This is a genomic window from Pseudodesulfovibrio alkaliphilus, from assembly GCF_009729555.1.
Lineage (GTDB): Bacteria > Desulfobacterota > Desulfovibrionia > Desulfovibrionales > Desulfovibrionaceae > Pseudodesulfovibrio > Pseudodesulfovibrio alkaliphilus.
Window position 1 is genome coordinate 213,564 of sequence record NZ_WODC01000003.1, and the last position, 18,438, is coordinate 232,001.

Below are 18,438 nucleotides of genomic sequence, written 5' to 3' on the forward strand. Positions count from 1 at the left end.
GGTGTTCTGCGACACCTCGCTGTGCAAGCGTTGCGGCGCCTGCGCCGCCGAGTGCCCCTATTCCCTGATCGTCGAGGACGGCGAGGGGTTCCCGAAGCTCAGGCCCGCGGCCAGGAAGACCTGCATCGGTTGCGGCCACTGCGTGGCCGTCTGTCCCGTGGCCGCCCTGGCCCTGCCCGCCATGCCCGTGACCGCCGGACTGGCCCCGGCCCAGTGCCCGCCCATGGAGCGCGATCTGAGGATCAGCCTTGAGCAGGCGTATCAGTTTCTGCGCGGCCGCCGTTCGGTACGCACCTATGGCGACAAGCCCATTCCCGAGGGGGTTGTGGCCGACCTGCTTGATGTGGCCCGCTTCGCGCCCAGCGCCAAGAACGGCCAGCCCGCCCGCTGGATCGTCACCCGCACCCGCGAGGCCACCCACCGTCTGGCCGGACTCACCGTGGAGTTCATGGCCATCAACAACGTCTTTCCCGGCGTCATCAGGAACTGGGAGCGGGGCGTGGACAAGGTGCTTCACGGCGCACCCCACGTGGCCGTGGCCCACGCGCCCGAGGACGGGTTCAACCCGGCCGAGGACTGCTCCCTGGCCGCCGCCTACCTGGAGCTGGCCGCCCATGCCCACGGGCTGGGCGCGTGTTGGGCCGGGTTTCTCATGGAGGCCGCCGAGGGCTACGGCCCCATCCGCGATGCCCTGGGCCTGCCCGAGGGGCACGGCGTCTACGCCGCCCTGATGCTCGGCTATCCCAAGTACCGCTATGCGCGTATCCCCCTGCGGCGCGAAGTGGAGCTGCGCTGGCTCGACTGAGACGCGGCGCGACACGGCAGACGCCAAGGGCGCACCCCCCGGCTTGCGGGGAGTGCGCCCTTTGCATGGCCTCTGCGGCCGCGATCGTATGGCGTTGTTTCGCCGGGTTTTCCCGGCGGGTCAGATGTCGAGCAGCGCCGCCTTGATGCTGCGCTTGCCGAACTGCCTGGCCTCGCCCTCGTCCCACATGAAGATGTCGATGCGTTGGGTGAAGCGCTTGTTCATCAGGTCGTTGATCTCAAAGATGCCGAGCCCCTCGATGCGGACCTTGCGGCCGAACACCCAGCCCTGGTCGAAGAGATCGCGGGAAACGGCGATGGTCCCGGCGCGGACCCGGCGCATGCTGGCGGCAATGAGCGGGTCCTCGTCACACTGTTCCACGGTGGGATTGTAGGCGGTGACGGTGACGGTACGCACCGGATTGGCGTGCATGGCCTTCTGAATGAGCCGGGCCTCCTCGACCATGTTCTTGCGCGCGGTGGCCGTCTGCTCGGACAAGGCGAGCTTGTGGCGCAACGTATCGATCTCCTGCTGCTTGGCAAAGGCAACTACAGCGAGGATGACCATGGCTGCGCACAGCACAGGCGTTAGCGCGTAGTTGAGTAGTGTTTTCATCGGGTGTGAAGTCTCCTGTACGTTTTTTGGACTGATGGCATATAATTGCCTGATTTGGACTTGTCAATGTTTTCAATTTCCCCTATGTAATCAAATTTTTCTTCTGCCAAGGCGTTGATTCTTCAAGCCATTGGCCAAGTTTTCGCCCCGGGCGACAGGCATCGGAAATCCCCACCCGGTTGAATTCACCCGCTTTTCGTCAAAGAGGGAAAAATGCGCTTTTTTTGAAGCGTTATAACGATATAGATTGACATAATAATAAAGAAGAGAGTATCCCCCGTAGCGCATTCCCTATCTCGTAACGGCGGTGAACATGACGCAATTCAGGGTGCTTCCCATGCGCTACGGCGACGCGTATCTGCTGCGCGGTCCGCGGGGCGGCTATCTCGTGGACGGCGGCGGACCTGAGGAAGGTCTGGCCGCACAGCTTGCGGACAGACGCACTCGCGGGCTGCGGGCGGCAGTGTGCAGCCTGCCCACCCCCGGACGCCTCTGCGGGCTGCTGGAACTCATGGAGGTGCAATACCCCGTGGCCGAATACTGGCTGCCCGAGGGACTGGCGTCTCTTCCCGCTGCCGCTGCCCGGTTCGACGGAGACTGGGCTGGCTGGCGGCGGCAGATTCTGTCCACGGAACCCGACACCGCCGAGCCTGCCGCCCTTGCGGAGCGGGAACCATGCTTCGGGACAGTCCGGGGCGCTCTCCGGGAGGGCTGGCCGGGAGACTCCCGGTTGCGCGGGGCGGCCATGCTCGTGGCCCTGGCCCTGACGGGCTGCCTGGATGCGGCCCTGGCCGTGCACATGGCGCATTTGGCATCGGACATGGGGAACGAAACCGGGACGATCAGGTTTCTCGGCCGGGCCTTGGCCGAGCTGGCTGGCCGGATGCGGCCCGTCCCTGATGCGTCCGCCACGGCACGGGCCGTGATCCGCCTGCTTGAAGTGGCCGGATGGCGGATGCTGTCCGGGGGCGATCCGGCCGATCTGGTCATGGTCTGCGGCAGGTTGCTTTTGGCCCTGTCGGCTCGGCCGGGACAGTCGGAAAGCGGCCCGCTGCTGCGCAACCTGGCGCTGGCCGCCATGGCCGCGGCGCAGCTGGACAGGGTAAATGCAAGGGTGCGCTTCTTTCGGCCTCTGCCGTGGCTCGAAGGACGACTGGTGCCCCGCCACCCCATGAAATGCCTCAACGGGACGGAGGTCCCGCCCCTTGCCGGCCTGCCTGACGCGGCCAGCCCGGCGGAAATGGTCCGGCGAGTCCGCCGGATGGCCGACCCGGACAGCGCCCTGGTCTTTGTCTACGGCGAAGCCGGTTGCGGGGCATTGCTGTGCAGCGGGACGCGGCTGATGTTCCTTGATCGCGGCGATTCGATCCGGCTCGACCGGCCCTCGGTAGTGACTGCGCCCCGATGCGGCTCGGCAACTGCCGAACGCGCCTATCCGTTCATCGTCTCGGACCATCCGGGGCGCAATGTCTGGGTACGGGGGTTTCTGCCCCCCACCCGCAAGGTGGCATCTTCCTTTGAGGCGCAGCAAACCAAGATATGCCTCAACAACTGCCGGACGCTGGCCATGCAGGAGGTGCTGCTCGTCTTCGAGGGGGGGCACTGGAACCGAGAGGCCGGGGGGGATTGCGTGTATGGCTGACCCTGACGAGAGGCAGATGATCGTCCGGTCCGGCTCTGGCGATTTGCCCCGGATGATGCTAGAGGGAACATGCGGCGGACAGGCCGCACACCCAGCATGAGAATACTGCACGTCATCACCGGCCTGGATGTGGGGGGCGCGGAAACCACGCTCCACAGACTGACGGCCACCATGGACCCGGTACGCTTTCGTTGCCGCGTGGTCAGTCTGGTGGCGCCGGGCGAAATGGGGCGGCGGCTGGCGGATGCGGGCGTGGAAGTGGCGTCTCTGAGCATGCGCCGCGGCGTTCCGTCCCCGGCGGGACTGGCCCGGCTGGCAGGCATGATGCGTTCATACCGGCCCCATGTGGTGCAGACATGGCTCTACCATGCCGACCTTCTCGGTCTGGCGGCGCGGGCCTTGGCCTTTCCCCTGGGCGCTTCGCCCCGGCTGGTCTGGAACATCCGCTGCGCCTTCATGGATCTCGACCGCTACCCCAGGACCACGGCCCTGACGCTGCGGGCCTGCGCCGCCCTCTCCCGGTTCCCGGACGCGACAGTGACCAACTCGGCTGCCGCACGCGATTTCCACCGCGGCCTGGGCTACTCGCCCCGCCGGTTCGAGATCATCCCCAACGGATTCGACGCCGACCGCTTCCGGCCCGACGCCGAGGCCCGGACCGCGGTTCGTGCCGAACTCGGCCTGGGGGCCGACGACCTTGTCATCGGCCACGCGGCCCGGTTCGACCCCATGAAGGACCACCACACCCTGCTGCTGGCCGCAGGCATGGCGTCACAGGAACTGCCCGACGCGGTATTCGTTCTGGCCGGGCGCGGGGTGGACAGCGACAACCAACGCCTTGCCGCCTGGCTGGCCGAGGCGGGATTCGACTCCCGGCCCGGCATCCGGGGAGCCCGACGTGTCCGGCTCCTGGGCGAGCGGCACGACCTTGAGCGGGTGATGGCGGCCATGGACATGCACGTCTCGTCCTCGGCGGGCGAGAGCCTGCCCAATGTGGTGGGCGAAGCCATGGCCTGCGGGGTGCCGAGCGTGGTCACGGACGTGGGCGACAGCGCCGCCCTGGTGGGGAACACTGGCGAGGTCGTGCCCCCTGGCGATGCCCAGGCCCTGGCCCGGGCCATGGTCCGCATGGCCGGCCTGGGACGGCTCGGCCGGGACGCCCTGGGGCTTTCGGCCAGAGAGCGCGTGGTGGCGGGATTTTCCCCGGCTGCGGCGGCCCGTCGCTACGAAGCCCTCTACACCGCCCTGTGCGCCGGGCCGGAAAAATCATTCCCATGACCGGCCCGGGATGGTACATGGCATGAACACCTGTTTGACACGAGCCAAGGCCGCCACAGGCCCGGAGTCCCGAACATGAGCGACCCCCTGTTTGACGAGCAGCGATTTGTGCAGAGTCTCGCCGGAGACATGGAGCTGGCCGCGGAACTGGTCAATGCGTTTCTGGAGGACAGCCCGGAGCGTTCCGAGTCCCTGGCAGCAGCCCTGGAACAGGGCGACATGGATCAGGCGTCCAAACTGGCCCACTCCCTCAAGGGCATGTGCGGCGTGGTCCGCTCCACCGTGAACGCCGGGCTGGCCCTGTCCATGGAGGAGGCGGCCAAGGACGGCGACCTGGGTACGACACGGCGTCTTTACGCCGATTTCGTCGAAAGCCTCGACACCGCACGGCTGGCCATGCGCGAGTTTCTGGCCCGCAACCCGCAGGGCTGACCCGACAACTCCTTCCGAACGAGAAAAAGGCCAGCCCGTCCAAACGGGCTGGCCTTCTCTTGCGGGCGGTCGAAAGGCTACTGTTCGTCGGACGCGGCCGGGGCCTGTTCCGTGACAGCCGCATCGTCCACGACCGGGCGGGCCGGAGGCGTCAGGTCCAGCTCAATGGCGTCCATGGCGGCCGAGATGTCGGCGGTGATGTCCACGGCGTTGTCCACGGCGATGACGGACTGGCGGCTAAGGATGATGGTCAGCCCCTTGTCCTTGCGGTACGTCTCGAGCACCTCGTTGAACTTGGCGTCGATAAGGGCTACCACGCGCTGCTGCTCTTCGTTCATGACGCTCTGCAGTTCGCCCATGGCGGCCTTGTAGGCGGCCACATTCTCCTCGCTCTGGTCCTCCTGCATGGCTTTGTAGGCAGCCTCGGCCTTTTGCTGCAGGGGGGTCCCCAGCTCCTGAAGATAGGTCATGGCCGAGGTGGCCGCCTTGTTGTTCTGGAAGGCGGCGGCTTCATCCACCACGCCGACAGCGATTCCGGCCTGCTGGTTGCATCCGAAAAGGCCGAGGCCGAGCAGCGCGATGGCGAGCAGGACGATGAGACGTTTCATATCATTGGCTCCGTTGGTTGATTGGGTTCACTCTCGCTTGCCGAGGCAGCCACCCTACGCAGGGCGGGGCCTCATGGCAAGGGGCGATTGCTAGGGGGCAAAAAGGCGCGGGACGGCGGCAGGCAGGCCGCCGCCCCGCGCAGGGCGATCCCGGGTCGGGCGGATCAGAACCGCTCGAACTCGTCGTCGGCCTCTGCCTTGTCAGCGGACGCCGCAGACGAAGGCAGGGCGGCCGGGGTTGCGCGGGCCACCTTGGGCCCCTTGGCCGCAGTCTTCGGAGCCGGACCGCCGGACACCCCTGCCAGACGGAAGAACCCTATGGTCTGCTGCAACTGCACGGACTGACCGGCCAGCTCCTCGGACGTGGAGGCCACCTCCTCTGACGTGGCTGCGTTGCGCTGGACCACGGTATCGAGATCCTGGATGGCATTGTTGATCTCTTCGGCCCCCACCCGCTGCTCGCCGGTTGCTGCCGAGATTTCCTGAATCAGTTCGGCCGTCTTGCGGATATCTGGCACCAGCTGTTCGAGCATCTTGCCCGCCCGGTTGGCCACAGCGTTGCTCGACGCCGAGAGCTGGCCGATCTCTGCCGCTGCCGCGCCGCTGCGCTCGGCCAGCTTGCGCACTTCGGCAGCCACCACGGCAAAGCCCTTGCCGTGCTCCCCGGCACGAGCCGCCTCGATGGCCGCATTGAGGGCCAGCAGATTGGTCTGGCGTGCGATTTCCTCGATGATGGTGATCTTGTCCGCGATCTCGGTCATGGCGCCCACGGCCTCGGCCACGGCCTCGCCTCCGTGCTGGGCGTCCCGGGCCGCCTTGCTCGCCAGGGATTCCGTCTGGTTGGCATTCTCGGAGTTCTGGGCGATGCTGGATGTCATCTCCTCCATGGCCGAGGAGAGCTTGTCCACGGCATCGGCCTGATTGTTGGCGCCGATGGACAGATCCTGGGCCGTGGCGCTCAATTCCTCGCCGCCGGCAGAGACCTGCTCGGCAGCGGCATGCACGTCGCCGACGATGCGCTGCAACTGCGCGGCCATTCGTTCAAAGGATTCCTTGAGCATCCGCATCTCGCCGCTGTAGGAGGTCTCGAAACGGACATCGAGATCGCCGTCGCTGATGGCCTCGGCCTGAGCTGCGATGGAGGCCAGCGGCCGGGTTATCAGCCTGCGGGAGACAAGAAAAATGACCAGGATGGCCAGGGCCAGCCCCGTGGCGCCCAGGAGCAGCAGCCGGGTGCGCAGCTGGGCCGCTTCGGTCATGAGGTCGTCCTGGTCGGCGGCCAGGGCCACGATCCAGCCGGTTTCCGGCACCTGGCTGAAGGCCAGGTACTTGATGTCCCCCTGCCACAAATACTCGATGAAGCCGCTTTTACGGGTAATCATCGTTCTGATGAAGTCGTGCTGGCTCACGTCTTCAAAGATGAGCCCCTTGTCGGGGTGGGCCAGGATGCGGCCGTCCAGGTCGAGAATGAAGGCATAGCCCTCGGAGCCGACCTTGATGGGATCGATGTAGGCGGCGGTGAAGGCCGAGGCCATGATGGACATGCCAACATAGCCCACGGTCCGGCCCTTGTCGCGGATACGCACGGCGATGGCCACCCGCGGCTGCTTGCTGACGGGCGAGAGCACGATATTGGAGATGTAGCTGGCCTTGTCTTCCTTGATGATGGTCGTGAAGTATTCCTGGTTGACATAGGAGCGGCCGCGACCGCCCGGATTGGTGGTGACGACGGAGATGCCCTGGGCATCGTGGACAAAGAGGGACTCCAGCGCCGGGTCGGCCTCCTTGGCCTTGACCAGCCAGGCAGTGGCCGCCTCAAAATCGCCGCCAAGGGCCGCCTCGATGACGTACGGATTCTCCGCCGCCAAGTTCAGATAGCGCAGCTTGTCGCCGAGCCAGCCGCTCAAGGTGGAGGTAACGGTTCTGCTGTTTTGGGAAAGGATTTTGTCGGAGATGGACAAGGTCAGGTTTCTGGTGCTCAGGGTCACATCGACGACGATGGCCCCGAGCAGCGCGAGAATGACGACAGAGATGACCAGGATCAGCCTCTGGCCGACCCCGAGGTTTTCAACGATACGCATGGTGCCCCCCCTTTTTGACATGTTCGTGTCAACTTTGGCCTGAGGGCGAGGGGATAATCCATTATAATAATGCGCCGCGGGAAACGTGGCGGAGCCTTTTTCCGTGGCATGGTCCTTGCTGTTTCCCCGGCGGAGAAGCAAAGGGGAAGATGTTGCCGGGGCCGGGTCCCCCGGAGCGCTTCCTGCCTGGCCCAACCGGGCCGGATCGGAGGAAGGTATGGGTTTTAGCAGCTTGTTTGTCGGCGCCACGGGCGTCGTCGCCCACGGCAACCGGATGCAGGTGGTGGCCAACAACCTGGCCAACGTCAGCACCATGGGGTTCCGCCGTGCGGACGCCCTGTTCTGCGACGCCATGAGTCGGCAACTCGCCTCGGGCGGCGGACAGTATGAGTCGGGGGCCAGCTATTCGAGCCAGATAGGCATGGGTGTGGCCATGTCCGCGGTGCGCAACATCTTCACCCAAAGCGGCCTGGAGCTGACGAGCACGTCCACCGACCTCGCCATCTCCGGCAACGGCTTCTTCGGGGTGCGCGACCCGGGCTCGGAAGGCGCTGCCGGGGCCACCCACTACACACGGGCCGGGGCGTTTCGCTTCGATCTCGACGCCTATCTGGTGGACCCCCACGGATTCAGGCTCCAGGGGTATGTCGTTGACCGCCAAACCGGGGAAGTGTCCAACCAGGTCTCGGACGTTCAGCTGCCTTACGAGGACGTGATCATAGACGGCCAGCCTGCAAGGGTGGTGCGTTCCCAACCCCGGGCGACCTCCTCGGTGGCGATGGTCACCAATCTCGACGCCATGTCCGGAGACAAGCACTCGAGCGAGACCAACCCCTTCTTCGCCATGTTGGCCGCCTACGACGGCAGCCGCGCCGACGGCAACCCCTTCGGCGACAACCAGCCCGCCTACTCCTCGAACCTGACCGTGTACGATTCCGAGGGCAACGAGCGCAAACTGAGCGTCCACTTCGATCCCGTTGACACCTCGACGCTGTCCAACGCGGTTCCGGGATACATTTACTGGGAATACCTTGTGGCGCTGCCGACCTCGGCGGACGGCAGCGACGCCTTCAATACCTCCTCGGCCGGGCTGGCCGGAATGGGGGTCTTGGTTTTCACCGACCAGGGCGAGCTGGTGGAGCAGTCGGCCTACTCTCTGGACCCCGGCGCCAGGGCCGACGGAAAGGTCCTGAGCAACTGGGCTCCCGCCTCGTTCAGCGCCGACGGAAAGCCCGAGTTTTCCTTCACCTACGGCAGCAACGGGGCGGCCATCGGGGAGATGGTGACCATAAGCTACGACTTCGGCCTGACATCGCGAACCTCCTCCTGGAAACCGGGCGGGGCCACGGCCGCCGATGTGGGACGCAACGCGAACAACCTGCCGGGCATGGACGATGCCAGACGCGACGCCCGCATCACCACCAGTTACGATCAAAGTTCCTTCACCCTCTTCCAGATTCAGGACGGCCACACCTGGGGCTATCTGCTCAACACCAGCGTGGACAAGGACGGATTCCTCAGCGGTTACTTCTCCAACGGCCAGAGCGAGCAGTTCTATCAGGTCGCCAACTACCGCTTCACCAGCGAGTGGGGGCTGCGCCGCGCCGGAAACAACCACTTCGTGTCCACCGACGCCTCGGGAGAGGCCATTGTGGGCAAGGCGGGCCAGGGAGGCAGGGGCTTCTTCGAGCAGAACTCCCTGGAGACAAGCAACGTGGACATGGCCCAGGAATTCGCCGACATGATCATCACCCAGCGCGGATACCAGGCCAACACCAAGGTCATCACCACCACGGATTCCCTGCTCAACACCCTCATCAGCATCAAGCGCTAGCGCCGGGCAGGACACAGCCGAGGGCCGCCGCCGGAAGCACTCCGGCGGCGGCCCTCGTCGTTTGCGCCGACAGCTTGAACCTCCAGGACAACCCTGACCGGAACCCCTGTCAACAGGCAATGTCCGCCCTTTCTCGTCCTTTCGACTCCTCCTTTCGCCCGTTCTCCGTCCGGGGCGGATTCCAGGGCTATGGTCCGAAAAACCCTTTAACTGACCGGCGAAAAGGTCAAGACAGAGCGGCTGTTCAAAAATGACGAGATGCCGGACGCGGAAACAATGCAAGGCCAAGAGGCGGCTCCTGCACGCAAGGCCTTGATTCGCCCCGTCCTGCGGATTTGTGAACGCATCGACGCAACCACGCGGATCGCCGTTTTCAACAGCCTCTTCACAGGAGGATTCATCATGGGAGGAAGCCCGGCACTCATCACTTCGGTCTTCAGCGGCGTGGCAGGCGTACTCGGCGCGGGCCAGCAGCGCTCGTCCGGTTCGAACCGATCCGCTGAGCTGGCGGCCGAACGCGCCCGCCAGGAGGAGGAACAGCGGCAAAAAGAGGCCCGCGAACGCAAGCGCGAGCGGGAAAAGCTCCTTGAGGCCCGGACGGTGGAGCAGAAACGGCTGGCCCAGGCATCCGCTGGCACGGCCGCCTCGTCCGACGACAACGCGGCCGCCACCGGGACGCTCAAGACCAAGCTGGGGGAGTAGCATGCACACCACGGAACTTGCCCGCTCGCTCAAGGCCCGGTTCGCCGGGCTGGAGGAGGCCCGCCGCCCCTGGCTCGCCTCCTGGCGCGAGCTGACCGACTACATGCTCCCGCGCAAGAACAGCTTCACCGGGGCAGACCCGCTGATTGCACGGGGGCGCGTGGGCGACGAGCGCATCTTCGACTCCGCGCCCAGCCACGCCCTGGAGCTGCTCGCCTCGTCCCTTGGCGGGCTGCTGACCAACCCGGCCATGCCCTGGTTCGACATCCGCGCACGCGACCCGGCCCAGGGCGACGCGGGCGGGGTGCGCGCCTTCCTGCAACAGGCCCGCGACCGCATGATCGCCCTCTTCAACACCGAGGACACCGGCTTCCAGACCAATGTCCACGAGCTGTACCTCGACGTGGTCCTGCTGGGCACGGCGGTCATGTATGTGGAGGCGGACCCGGACACGGTGGTCAGTTTCCGCACCCGGCCCCTGGGCGAGGTCTTTGCGGCCGAGTCGGTGCGCGGCGCGGTGGACACGGTCTACCGCCGCTACGTCCTCACGGCCCGCCAGGCGGCCCGTGAATGGGGCGCGGCCTGCTCGGACGCCACCCGGCGCACGGCCGAGGAACGGCCGGACGAGAAGGTGGAGATCCTGCACGCCGTGTTCCCGCGCACCGACCGCGACCCCTTTGCCCTGGGCGCGGCCCACTTCCCCTGGGCCAGCGTCTATGTGGAGACCGGCGCGGACCATGTGCTGGAGGAATCCGGCTACCTGGAAATGCCCTACCTCGTGCCCCGCTGGGCCAAGGCCGCAGGCGAGACCTATGGCCGCGGGCCGGGCCAGACCGCCCTCTCTGACACAAGGGTGCTCAACGCCATGGCCCGCACCGCGCTGATGGCCGCCGAGAAGATGTCCGACCCGCCGCTGATGGTGCCTGACGACGGGTTCCTCGGGCCGGTCCATTCCGGGCCAGGGGGGCTCTCCTACTACCGGGCGGGCAGCCCGGACCGCATCGAGGCCCTGCCCGTGACCGTGGATCTGGCCGCCACCGAGCGGATGATGGAGCAGCGCCGCCAGTCCATCCGGCGCATCTTCCTGGGCGACCAGCTCGCCCCGGACGGCCCGGCCGTGACCGCCACCGAGGCGGTCATCCGCCAGAGCGAGCGGATGCGCGTGCTCGGCCCGGTGCTGGGCAGGCTCCAGGCCGAGTTCTTAAGCCCCCTCATCCGCCGCGTGTTCCGCATCATGCTCCGGGCGGGCGCACTGCCTCCCTTTCCCGAGGGGTTCGGCCCGGACGACATCGAGGTGCGCTACACCTCGCCCGTGGCCCGCGCCCAGAAGGAGTTCGAGGCCCGGGGACTGGCCCGGACCATGGAATACCTGGCCCCGCTGGTGGGAAGCGCCGATCCCTTCGGGATCATGGACAACTTCGCCACGGACAGGGCCGCCCGGCATGTGGCCGAACTGTTCGGCACCCCGCCCGACTACCTGCGGCCCGAGGCCGAGGTGGCCCAGACGCGAGCGGAAAAGACCCGCACGGACGAGACCTCGCGCATGGTCCGGGTGGCTGCCCAGGTGGCCGAGACGGCCCGCGTCCTGGCCGAGGCGCACACAGACAGGCCCAGCGTGCTGACCGACCTGTGGTCCCTGCTGGCCGCCCGGTTCGGCGATGCGTCCCCGGCAACCCGGCCCGACGAATCGGACCGGGCCGAATCCCATACCGCGCCCGATCACGCGCCAGACAACGGGTTCGGCTCCGCCCCGACGGAAAGGGGGGCCAGCCATGCCGGTTAGCCCGCTGGATCTGCATCGCGCCTACCGGCGGCTCTTCGAGTCCGCGGACGGCAAACGGGTCATGGAGGATCTGGAGCGGCGCGGCTCGTTCATGCGCTCCACCTTCTCCACCGACCCCGGACGGGCCGCCTTCGAGGAAGGCCGCCGGTCCCTGGTGCTGCACGTCAAGCACATGCTCGACGAAACCCACTTCATCAACCTCAAGGAGATCACCCAATGACCATGACCAAGGACATCAACGACTGGCGGGCCACCCTGCCCGAGGAATGGACCGTGCGCCTGACCGGCGAGGACGGCGAGGAGCGCGAGATCCCCCTGCGCGAGCACCCGGCCCTGGCCCGCTACGCGAGCAAGGACGAGGCGGTCAAGGCCCTGGTCCACGCCCAGAAGCTGCTGGGCAGGACGCCCGAGGGCTACATCCGCCTGCCCGGGCCGGACGCCGACGCGGAGCAGATGGCCGCCTTCCACGCCGCCCTGGGGCGGCCCGAGAGCCCGGACGACTACACCCTGCCCGAGCTGGAACTGCCCGAGGATCTGGAGCTGCGCGAGGAGCTGATCGCGGGCCTCCGGGCCAGGGCCCACGAGCTGGGCCTGACCCCGGCCCAGGTGGCCGGACTCTATCATTGGTTCCTGCCCCTGGTGCTGGACGCCCACCACTGCCTGCGCGACGAGGCCCAGCGCCTGCGCGACAGCGAGCTGGAATCCCTTCGCGCCGTGCACCGGGGCGAGACCCCGCGTCTGCTCGACAAAGCCCTGCGTGCGGCCGAGGCCATCGGCGGCGAGGAACTCCTCGACGCCCTGACCCGGACCGGCGCGGGCGACCGGGCCGCGGTCATCAGCGCCTTTGCCAAGATCGCCCCCCTGGTGCTCGAAAGCGGCCTGCGCGGCGCGCCCTCGGGCTGGGGCGAGGAACTGAGCCGCGAGAAACTGCGCGAGATGATGCAGGACCCGCGCTACCACGACCCGTCGCGCCGCGACGACACCTACGTGACCAAGGTCCGCAAGGGCTTCGAAGCCCTGTACCCCGGCAACTACGTCCCCGGCGGCCAAATCTGACCGCCCCGCCCCACCGGGCCGGGGGCTCGTCCCCCGGCCCAATCCAACCGCACTCGCTAAGGACAATCTATATGTTCGACGCATTCAATACTGACAAATACACCCGACTGCGCTACGACAACACCACCGGCAGACAGAATCGCCAATAGCGCAATTCTTCATTCCTTAAACACCATCTTCCAGCAGGCTGTTCAAAAATGTTCGAGTGCAGCCTTGAGCCGTTGATGAGCCGTCTTCGGCGAATCCTACGGATCAGGACAGCAGCGATAGGCGCGAAAAAAGGGCAAGGCCGAAGCCCTTGAGCCGTTGGCGAGTCTTCGAGCCTTACGGATCATGAGAGCAGAGATGTACTCCAGGTACGCGAGGGTTTGCCCTTTTTGAAGCAACGCAGCAATCGGGCGTTTTTGGACAGCCTGCTATGCAGACGGGATGTTTGAGCCGGTACGCAAGGAGGGTGACCTGATAAAAAAAACGCCGCACCGACGATCCTGCCGATGACTGGTGGGTGACGGAAAAACCGCGCAACTGGGACCCCCGCGACCACGGGATCAGAGTCACCCTCAACCGCGTCCTCGCCGGGGCAGGGAAAAAAGAGGCCCGCCCCGGCACACCCCCTCGGCTCCCTGCTTGCCCAGGGCTGGGTCTCAGGACTTTCGAGGCCAGCACCTCGGCCGCTGCCCAGGCCCCCAGCGCAATGCAACCCAGGACGCCGAGGCCCTGAAACAATGGGAGAAAGGCCAGAAACCGGGTCCTGACGCGCAGCGCGAGTCCGAGTCGTGGTTTTACAAGCATGTTCACCCGAGCATCTACAAACCCGATGGCCACCCTGACAAGGAACGGGACCGTGAGTGGATAAAGGGGGTCATGAAAGCCAAGTTGCAACCCTTTGCGGATGGGTATCTTGGACTGCCAGACCCCCGAGTGACGCCAATTCAAAAATTTGGTGAATGGCACAAAAGAAAACAAAACAGCAAATAGACAGTGGCCACCGGAAGCTCCCGGTGGCCACAATCACCCGGAGCGCCTGATGAATATTATGGCATCTCTCCTCCTCGCGGTGTCGGCGGCCCTTTCGGCGTGGCAGGGCATGGCCCTGTTTCTCGAAGGGCAGGCTCCCCCGGCGATTCTGCTTCTCGCGCTGGGGGCCGTGCCGCTGGCCAACCACGCCGTCGCCCGACAAACGCGGATCGCCACCCTCGGGGCCTCGGCGCTCTCGCTGGTGACGGCAGGCGTGGTGGCCGCATACTGCGCGGGAATCTCCCTGCATCTCGCAGCCCTGCACGCGCTCAGTGCCGCCGCAATGCTCTATGCCCTCGCCTCTTTCGTCCGGGCCTCTTCCCCGGACCACCAGCCCCGGCCAGACAGGGGCTTTGTCGCGCATTCACTCCTGTCCGCCCTCATGCTCCTGTCCATCGCCGCAGCATCAATCCTGGAATTCGCTGAACCCGATGTGATCATCCTTCTGCAATACTTCGTTGCCGGACTCTGCGCCGTCACCGTCATCTGCCTCGCCATCGTGCACACGTTCACCATCCCGGTCATGACCTCCCTCATGTGGGCCATATTCTACAGCATCATTTTCATTCTCCATGCTCCGTTCACCTATGCACTATGAACATCGAGCTTCGTCATCCATATTTTATACGTTGCCGCGTCCGCAGCCATTCTCTACAACAGATTCACATTGGAAAAAGATGCCTTGCCGCCCGGACTCAACAACACGACCGTCAAGCATGAAGAAAGCACCTGAACGCACGCCATGAACAAACTCCTCATCCCCCTGCTTGTGGTTCACTATGCCACTCTTGTGCATGAACGCGTGCTCATGACATTTGACGACTACCACTTCATACCGCTATGCTTTGCTTTACTCTCAGCGGCGCTGGCCGTCACCGTCGCCGCCTTCTGCACCCTGGGCTGGGCCTACGTGCGATTTCTGAGGGGAGACAAAGGCGCGCCTGACCCTGCCGCCTGACCCTGCCGCTTGACACGGGGCCGGGTTGCATTAGTGTCTGGCTCGCATGCAAAATCTCATCGAGCTGACCAAGAGCGACCTCGAAGCCTTTGTGGCGGACGAGCTGAAGGAGCCGCGCTTTCGCGCGGAGCAGATCTGGCAGTGGCTGTGGCAAAAGCGCGTCCGCGACGTGGCGGGCATGACCAACCTCTCCAAGCCCCTGCGCGAGAAGCTGGCGGCCATGGCCACCATCGCCTGGCCCGAGGTGGCACGGGTGCAGCAGAGCGAGGACGGGACCATCAAGTTCCTGCTGCGCCTTGGCGACGGCAAGCTGGTGGAGACCGTGCTCATCCCCATGCAGGACCGCTACTCCCAGTGCCTCTCCACCCAGGTGGGCTGCGCCATGGGCTGCACCTTCTGCAGCACCGGCAGACTCGGCTTCGAGCGCAACATGACCTACGGCGAGATCCTGGGCCAGGTGCTGGTGGGCCGCCAGTATCTGGAGGACCGCGGTATGAACCCCCTTAAAAACCTCGTGTTCATGGGCATGGGCGAGCCGCTGCTCAATCTCGAAACCCTGCTTGGGGTGCTCGACGACCTGCCCTGCGAGCGCGGGCTTTCCCTGTCGTGGCGGCGCTCCATGGTCTCCACCGTGGGCTTTCCCGAGCAGTTGCGCATCCTGGGCGAGCGGGAGGTGGCCCTGCCCGCCATCTCGCTGCACGCGCCCACCCAGGAGCTGCGCGCCCGGATCATGCCCAGGGCGGCCCGCGTCCACCTGGACGACCTCATGGCCGCGCTACGGGCCTATCCCATGCGCCCGCGGGAGCGCATCACCTTCGAGTACCTGCTCCTCAAGGGTGTCAACGACTCCCTGGAGCACGCCGACCAACTGGCCCGGCTCATCGACCGCAAAAAAGGCAAGATCAACCTCATCGCCTACAACGCCACCGAGGGCATGCCCTACGAGGCCCCGGAGCGCGAGAGGGTCGAGGCCTTTGAGAAGCGGCTGTGGGACCACGGACTGACCGCCTTCATCCGCCGCTCCATGGGCGCGGACATCAAGGCCGCCTGCGGCCAGCTCAAGGCCGCCGACGCCGACTGACAGGCCCAACCCTTTCGGCCAGCGCAGCGGACCTGCCGCACAGCGACCCGGCACGGGCTTTTCAACCGAGGCGGACATGGGGTATGCTCCCAGGATCGCAGTATCGCCCGGCCCAAGGAGACCGCCAGATGGAGTATTTCACCGCCCTTTCCCCCGTCACCCAGGCCCTGCTGGCCACCCTCTTCACCTGGGGCATGACCGCCCTGGGGGCGGCCGTTGTCTTTGCGGGCAGGGACGTGAGCAAGCGCACCCTGGACATCATGCTCGGCTTTGCCGCCGGGGTGATGATCGCCGCCAGCTACTGGTCGCTGCTGGCCCCGGCCATTGAGATGAGCGAACACATGGGCGCGTTCAAGTTCGTGCCCGCGGCCGTGGGCTTTGTCCTGGGCGCGGCCTTTTTGCGGCTGGTGGACATCTTTCTTCCGCACCTGCACATCCACGCGCCCCGTTCCGAAGCCGAGGGCGTCAAGACCGACTGGAACAGCTCCATCCTGCTGGTCCTGGCCATCACCCTGCACAACATCCCCGAGGGACTGGCCATCGGCGTGGCCTTTGGCGCGGTGGCCGCCGGATTCGACTCGGCCACCCTGGGCGGGGCCGTGGCCCTGGCCATCGGCATCGGTATCCAGAACTTCCCGGAGGGCACGGCCGTGTCCGTGCCGCTGCGTCGGCAGGGATTGTCGCGCAGGAAAAGCTTCTTCTACGGCCAGGCGTCCGGCGCGGTGGAGCCCGTGGCCGCGGTCATCGGCGCGGCCACGGTCTTTTTGGCCGAGCCCATCCTGCCCTATGCCCTGGCCTTTGCCGCCGGGGCCATGATCTTCGTGGTGGTGGAGGAGGTCATTCCCGAATCCCAGGCCTCGGGCTACGGCGATCAGGCCACCATGGGCTGCATCTTCGGCTTCACCGTGATGATGATTCTGGACGTGGCCCTGTCCTGAGGCAGGAATCGGGACCAGGCCAACTGGCCGTTGAAATAATCAGAATATGCAGGCTGTTCAAAAATGGTGAGATGCTAGGCGCGAAAAAGGTCAAGGCCGAAGCGTACTCCTCGTACGCGAGGGTTTGATTCGCCCCGTCCTGGGGCTCACCCTTTCGGGGCGTCGGCAGGAGCCGACGTCCAAATCCGCTGTCCTGCGGATTTGTGACCTTTTTGAGCAACGACGCAGATCGCCGTTTTTCAACAGCCGCCTAGCGAAAATCCACCCGCATGGGGCCGCCCCCCAGGTCCACGCTGGCCGCCACCTCCGGGGTGGAGGCAATGACGCGGCCCCGGCGGATGACGTGGAGCCGGGCCGGGCGCAGGCGCAGGGCCTCCATCTTGGAGGCAGCCTGAAGCACCACCATGTCCGCGTGGCAGCCCGGAGTCATTCCGTAGCCATCCAGGCAAAGCGTCTTCGCCCCATTGACGGTCACGGCGTCAAAGAGCGCCTCCTGCTGCTCCACGCCGGTCATGTGCAGGGCGTGGGCACCCATGTGGGCAACCTCCAGCATATCGTGGGTGCCCATGGGGTACCACGGGTCCATGACATCGTCGTGCCCCAGGGAGACGTTGATGCCGTGGGCCATCAACTCGGGCACGCGCATCAGGCCGCGCCGCTTGGGATAGGTATCGTGGCGGCCCTGGAGGTTCATGTTCACCAGCGGGTTGCACACGCAGTTGACGCCCGCCTCGGCCATGAGCGGCAGGAGCTTGGACACGTAGTAGTTGTCCATGGAGTGCATGCTGGTCAGGTGCGATCCCGCGACCCGGCCGTGCAGACCCAGCCGCTGGGTCTCGAAGGTCAGGGATTCGACATGGCGCGACAGGGGGTCGTCGGACTCGTCACAGTGCATGTCCACCATCAGGCCGCGCCCGGCCGCCAGCTCGCACAGCAGCCGCACCGACTCGCGGCCCGCCTCCATGGTCCGCTCGAAGTGGGGTATGCCGCCCACAACGTCCACCCCCCGGTCCAGGGCGGCACGCATCAGCCCCATACCCTCAGGTGACCGGAGCAGGCCATCCTGGGGAAAGGCCACGAGCTGGATGTCGACCACGTCCCGCATCTCCTGGCGCACTTCAAGGAGCACGTCCACGGCCATCAGGCTCGGGTCCGTGGTGTCCACGTGGGTGCGGATGGCCAGGTTGCCCCTGGCCACGGCCCAGGAGATGAGCTTCATGGCCCGGGCCTTGATGCTCTCGGCCGTCAGGTGGGGCTTGAGCTCGCCCCAGATGCGGATGCCTTCGAGCAGGGTGCCGTCGCGGTTGAGCCGGGGCATGCCCACGGACAGGGTGGCGTCCATGTGAAAATGGCTGTCCACAAAGGGCGGGGTGACGAGGTGGCCGCCCGCATCCACCTCATTGGCGGCATAGGCCTGGATGGCCGGGGCCACCTCCACGATGCGGCCGCCCGCGCAGGCGATGTCCATCAATTCCGGCTCGCCGTGCAGGACGCAGTTTCTGACGATCAGGTCAAGGGGCATGGGTGTTCCTCGCGTGGGAGTCGTTGATTTCCCTCCTCTACTACCCCACGCTGCGCCAATGATAAAGGGGCCGGAACGGGCTGACA

General features: G+C 65.9%; 17 protein-coding genes. 13 read left to right on the plus strand and 4 right to left on the minus strand.

Annotated elements, in window-relative coordinates:
• Nucleotide 1 precedes the first annotated feature (1 nt).
• On the plus strand, nt 2-805 hold the full coding sequence (locus GKC30_RS06460; RefSeq protein ID WP_367614010.1) for a nitroreductase family protein: 804 nt from the start codon (nt 2-4) through the stop codon (nt 803-805).
• Between the two features lie 120 nt (nt 806-925).
• Here the strand turns inward: GKC30_RS06460 and GKC30_RS06465 are convergent, their stop codons facing one another.
• Nucleotides 926-1,420, minus strand: coding sequence for a 3D domain-containing protein (locus GKC30_RS06465; protein ID WP_155933237.1), 495 nt, complete (start codon nt 1,418-1,420; stop codon nt 926-928).
• Nucleotides 1,421-1,733: 313 nt separating this feature from the next.
• On the opposite strand from GKC30_RS06465, the gene GKC30_RS06470 reads away from it, so the two are divergent.
• The 3 genes from GKC30_RS06470 (at nt 1,734) to GKC30_RS06480 (ending at nt 4,772) form a co-directional block, all read left to right on the plus strand.
• Nucleotides 1,734-3,062, plus strand: coding sequence for a hypothetical protein (locus GKC30_RS06470; protein WP_155933240.1), 1,329 nt, complete (start codon nt 1,734-1,736; stop codon nt 3,060-3,062).
• Between the two features lie 96 nt (nt 3,063-3,158).
• The gene (locus GKC30_RS06475) at nt 3,159-4,340 is read left to right on the plus strand and encodes a glycosyltransferase (RefSeq protein ID WP_155933242.1); all 1,182 of its coding nucleotides are present in this window, start codon (nt 3,159-3,161) and stop codon (nt 4,338-4,340) included.
• Between the two features lie 75 nt (nt 4,341-4,415).
• Nucleotides 4,416-4,772: an Hpt domain-containing protein gene (locus GKC30_RS06480; protein WP_155933244.1), complete on the plus strand. Its 357-nt coding sequence runs from the start codon at nt 4,416-4,418 to the stop codon at nt 4,770-4,772.
• Nucleotides 4,773-4,849: 77 nt separating this feature from the next.
• On the opposite strand, the gene GKC30_RS06485 is transcribed toward GKC30_RS06480, so the two are convergent.
• Together GKC30_RS06485 and GKC30_RS06490 are read right to left on the minus strand one after the other, a co-directional pair.
• On the minus strand, nt 4,850-5,380 hold the full coding sequence (locus tag GKC30_RS06485; RefSeq protein ID WP_155933246.1) for an OmpH family outer membrane protein: 531 nt from the start codon (nt 5,378-5,380) through the stop codon (nt 4,850-4,852).
• Nucleotides 5,381-5,544: 164 nt separating this feature from the next.
• Nucleotides 5,545-7,461 (minus strand): methyl-accepting chemotaxis protein, encoded by a 1,917-nt coding sequence (locus GKC30_RS06490; RefSeq protein ID WP_155933248.1) that lies wholly within the window; start codon nt 7,459-7,461, stop codon nt 5,545-5,547.
• 217 nt (nt 7,462-7,678) lie between these two features.
• Here GKC30_RS06490 and GKC30_RS06495 point away from each other — a divergent pair, with 217 nt between their 5' ends.
• From GKC30_RS06495 to GKC30_RS06535, 9 genes are all read left to right on the plus strand, one after another.
• Nucleotides 7,679-9,295 (plus strand): flagellar hook protein FlgE, encoded by a 1,617-nt coding sequence (locus GKC30_RS06495; protein WP_155933251.1) that lies wholly within the window; start codon nt 7,679-7,681, stop codon nt 9,293-9,295.
• Between the two features lie 402 nt (nt 9,296-9,697).
• Nucleotides 9,698-9,997, plus strand: a complete 300-nt coding sequence (locus GKC30_RS06500) for a hypothetical protein (protein WP_155933253.1) — start codon at nt 9,698-9,700, stop codon at nt 9,995-9,997.
• Between the two features lies 1 nt (nt 9,998).
• The gene (locus tag GKC30_RS06505; protein ID WP_155933255.1) at nt 9,999-11,780 is read left to right on the plus strand and encodes a portal protein; all 1,782 of its coding nucleotides are present in this window, start codon (nt 9,999-10,001) and stop codon (nt 11,778-11,780) included.
• Nucleotides 11,770-12,000 carry a Bbp19 family protein gene (locus GKC30_RS06510; RefSeq protein WP_155933257.1) on the plus strand — a complete coding sequence of 77 codons (231 nt, stop codon included), beginning with the start codon at nt 11,770-11,772 and terminating at the stop codon, nt 11,998-12,000. Before GKC30_RS06505 ends, GKC30_RS06510 begins: the two co-directional genes overlap by 11 nt.
• Nucleotides 11,997-12,836 (plus strand): hypothetical protein, encoded by an 840-nt coding sequence (locus tag GKC30_RS06515; protein ID WP_155933259.1) that lies wholly within the window; start codon nt 11,997-11,999, stop codon nt 12,834-12,836. Before GKC30_RS06510 ends, GKC30_RS06515 begins: the two co-directional genes overlap by 4 nt.
• A 1,027-nt stretch (nt 12,837-13,863) precedes the next feature.
• Nucleotides 13,864-14,451 (plus strand): hypothetical protein, encoded by a 588-nt coding sequence (locus tag GKC30_RS06520; protein ID WP_155933262.1) that lies wholly within the window; start codon nt 13,864-13,866, stop codon nt 14,449-14,451.
• Between the two features lie 144 nt (nt 14,452-14,595).
• Nucleotides 14,596-14,811 (plus strand): hypothetical protein, encoded by a 216-nt coding sequence (locus tag GKC30_RS06525; RefSeq protein WP_155933264.1) that lies wholly within the window; start codon nt 14,596-14,598, stop codon nt 14,809-14,811.
• 46 nt (nt 14,812-14,857) lie between these two features.
• Nucleotides 14,858-15,892, plus strand: coding sequence for a dual-specificity RNA methyltransferase RlmN (rlmN, locus tag GKC30_RS06530; RefSeq protein ID WP_155933266.1), 1,035 nt, complete (start codon nt 14,858-14,860; stop codon nt 15,890-15,892).
• A 128-nt stretch (nt 15,893-16,020) separates the two neighbouring features.
• Nucleotides 16,021-16,830: a ZIP family metal transporter gene (locus tag GKC30_RS06535; protein ID WP_155933268.1), complete on the plus strand. Its 810-nt coding sequence runs from the start codon at nt 16,021-16,023 to the stop codon at nt 16,828-16,830.
• Nucleotides 16,831-17,080: 250 nt separating this feature from the next.
• Here GKC30_RS06535 and GKC30_RS06540 read toward each other — a convergent pair whose 3' ends face one another.
• Nucleotides 17,081-18,352, minus strand: coding sequence for an amidohydrolase family protein (locus GKC30_RS06540; RefSeq protein WP_155933270.1), 1,272 nt, complete (start codon nt 18,350-18,352; stop codon nt 17,081-17,083).
• Nucleotides 18,353-18,438 lie beyond the last annotated feature (86 nt).

Coding starts and splice junctions, on each gene's coding strand:
- GKC30_RS06465 (WP_155933237.1), bottom strand. CDS start 1,420: ATGAAAACACTACTCAACTACGCGCTAACGCCTGTGCTGTGCGCAGCC.
- GKC30_RS06470 (WP_155933240.1), top strand. CDS start 1,734: ATGACGCAATTCAGGGTGCTTCCCATGCGCTACGGCGACGCGTATCTG.
- GKC30_RS06475 (WP_155933242.1), top strand. CDS start 3,159: ATGAGAATACTGCACGTCATCACCGGCCTGGATGTGGGGGGCGCGGAA.
- GKC30_RS06480 (WP_155933244.1), top strand. CDS start 4,416: ATGAGCGACCCCCTGTTTGACGAGCAGCGATTTGTGCAGAGTCTCGCC.
- GKC30_RS06485 (WP_155933246.1), bottom strand. CDS start 5,380: ATGAAACGTCTCATCGTCCTGCTCGCCATCGCGCTGCTCGGCCTCGGC.
- GKC30_RS06490 (WP_155933248.1), bottom strand. CDS start 7,461: ATGCGTATCGTTGAAAACCTCGGGGTCGGCCAGAGGCTGATCCTGGTC.
- GKC30_RS06495 (WP_155933251.1), top strand. CDS start 7,679: ATGGGTTTTAGCAGCTTGTTTGTCGGCGCCACGGGCGTCGTCGCCCAC.
- GKC30_RS06500 (WP_155933253.1), top strand. CDS start 9,698: ATGGGAGGAAGCCCGGCACTCATCACTTCGGTCTTCAGCGGCGTGGCA.
- GKC30_RS06505 (WP_155933255.1), top strand. CDS start 9,999: ATGCACACCACGGAACTTGCCCGCTCGCTCAAGGCCCGGTTCGCCGGG.
- GKC30_RS06510 (WP_155933257.1), top strand. CDS start 11,770: ATGCCGGTTAGCCCGCTGGATCTGCATCGCGCCTACCGGCGGCTCTTC.
- GKC30_RS06515 (WP_155933259.1), top strand. CDS start 11,997: ATGACCATGACCAAGGACATCAACGACTGGCGGGCCACCCTGCCCGAG.
- GKC30_RS06520 (WP_155933262.1), top strand. CDS start 13,864: ATGAATATTATGGCATCTCTCCTCCTCGCGGTGTCGGCGGCCCTTTCG.
- GKC30_RS06525 (WP_155933264.1), top strand. CDS start 14,596: ATGAACAAACTCCTCATCCCCCTGCTTGTGGTTCACTATGCCACTCTT.
- rlmN (WP_155933266.1), top strand. CDS start 14,858: ATGCAAAATCTCATCGAGCTGACCAAGAGCGACCTCGAAGCCTTTGTG.
- GKC30_RS06535 (WP_155933268.1), top strand. CDS start 16,021: ATGGAGTATTTCACCGCCCTTTCCCCCGTCACCCAGGCCCTGCTGGCC.
- GKC30_RS06540 (WP_155933270.1), bottom strand. CDS start 18,352: ATGCCCCTTGACCTGATCGTCAGAAACTGCGTCCTGCACGGCGAGCCG.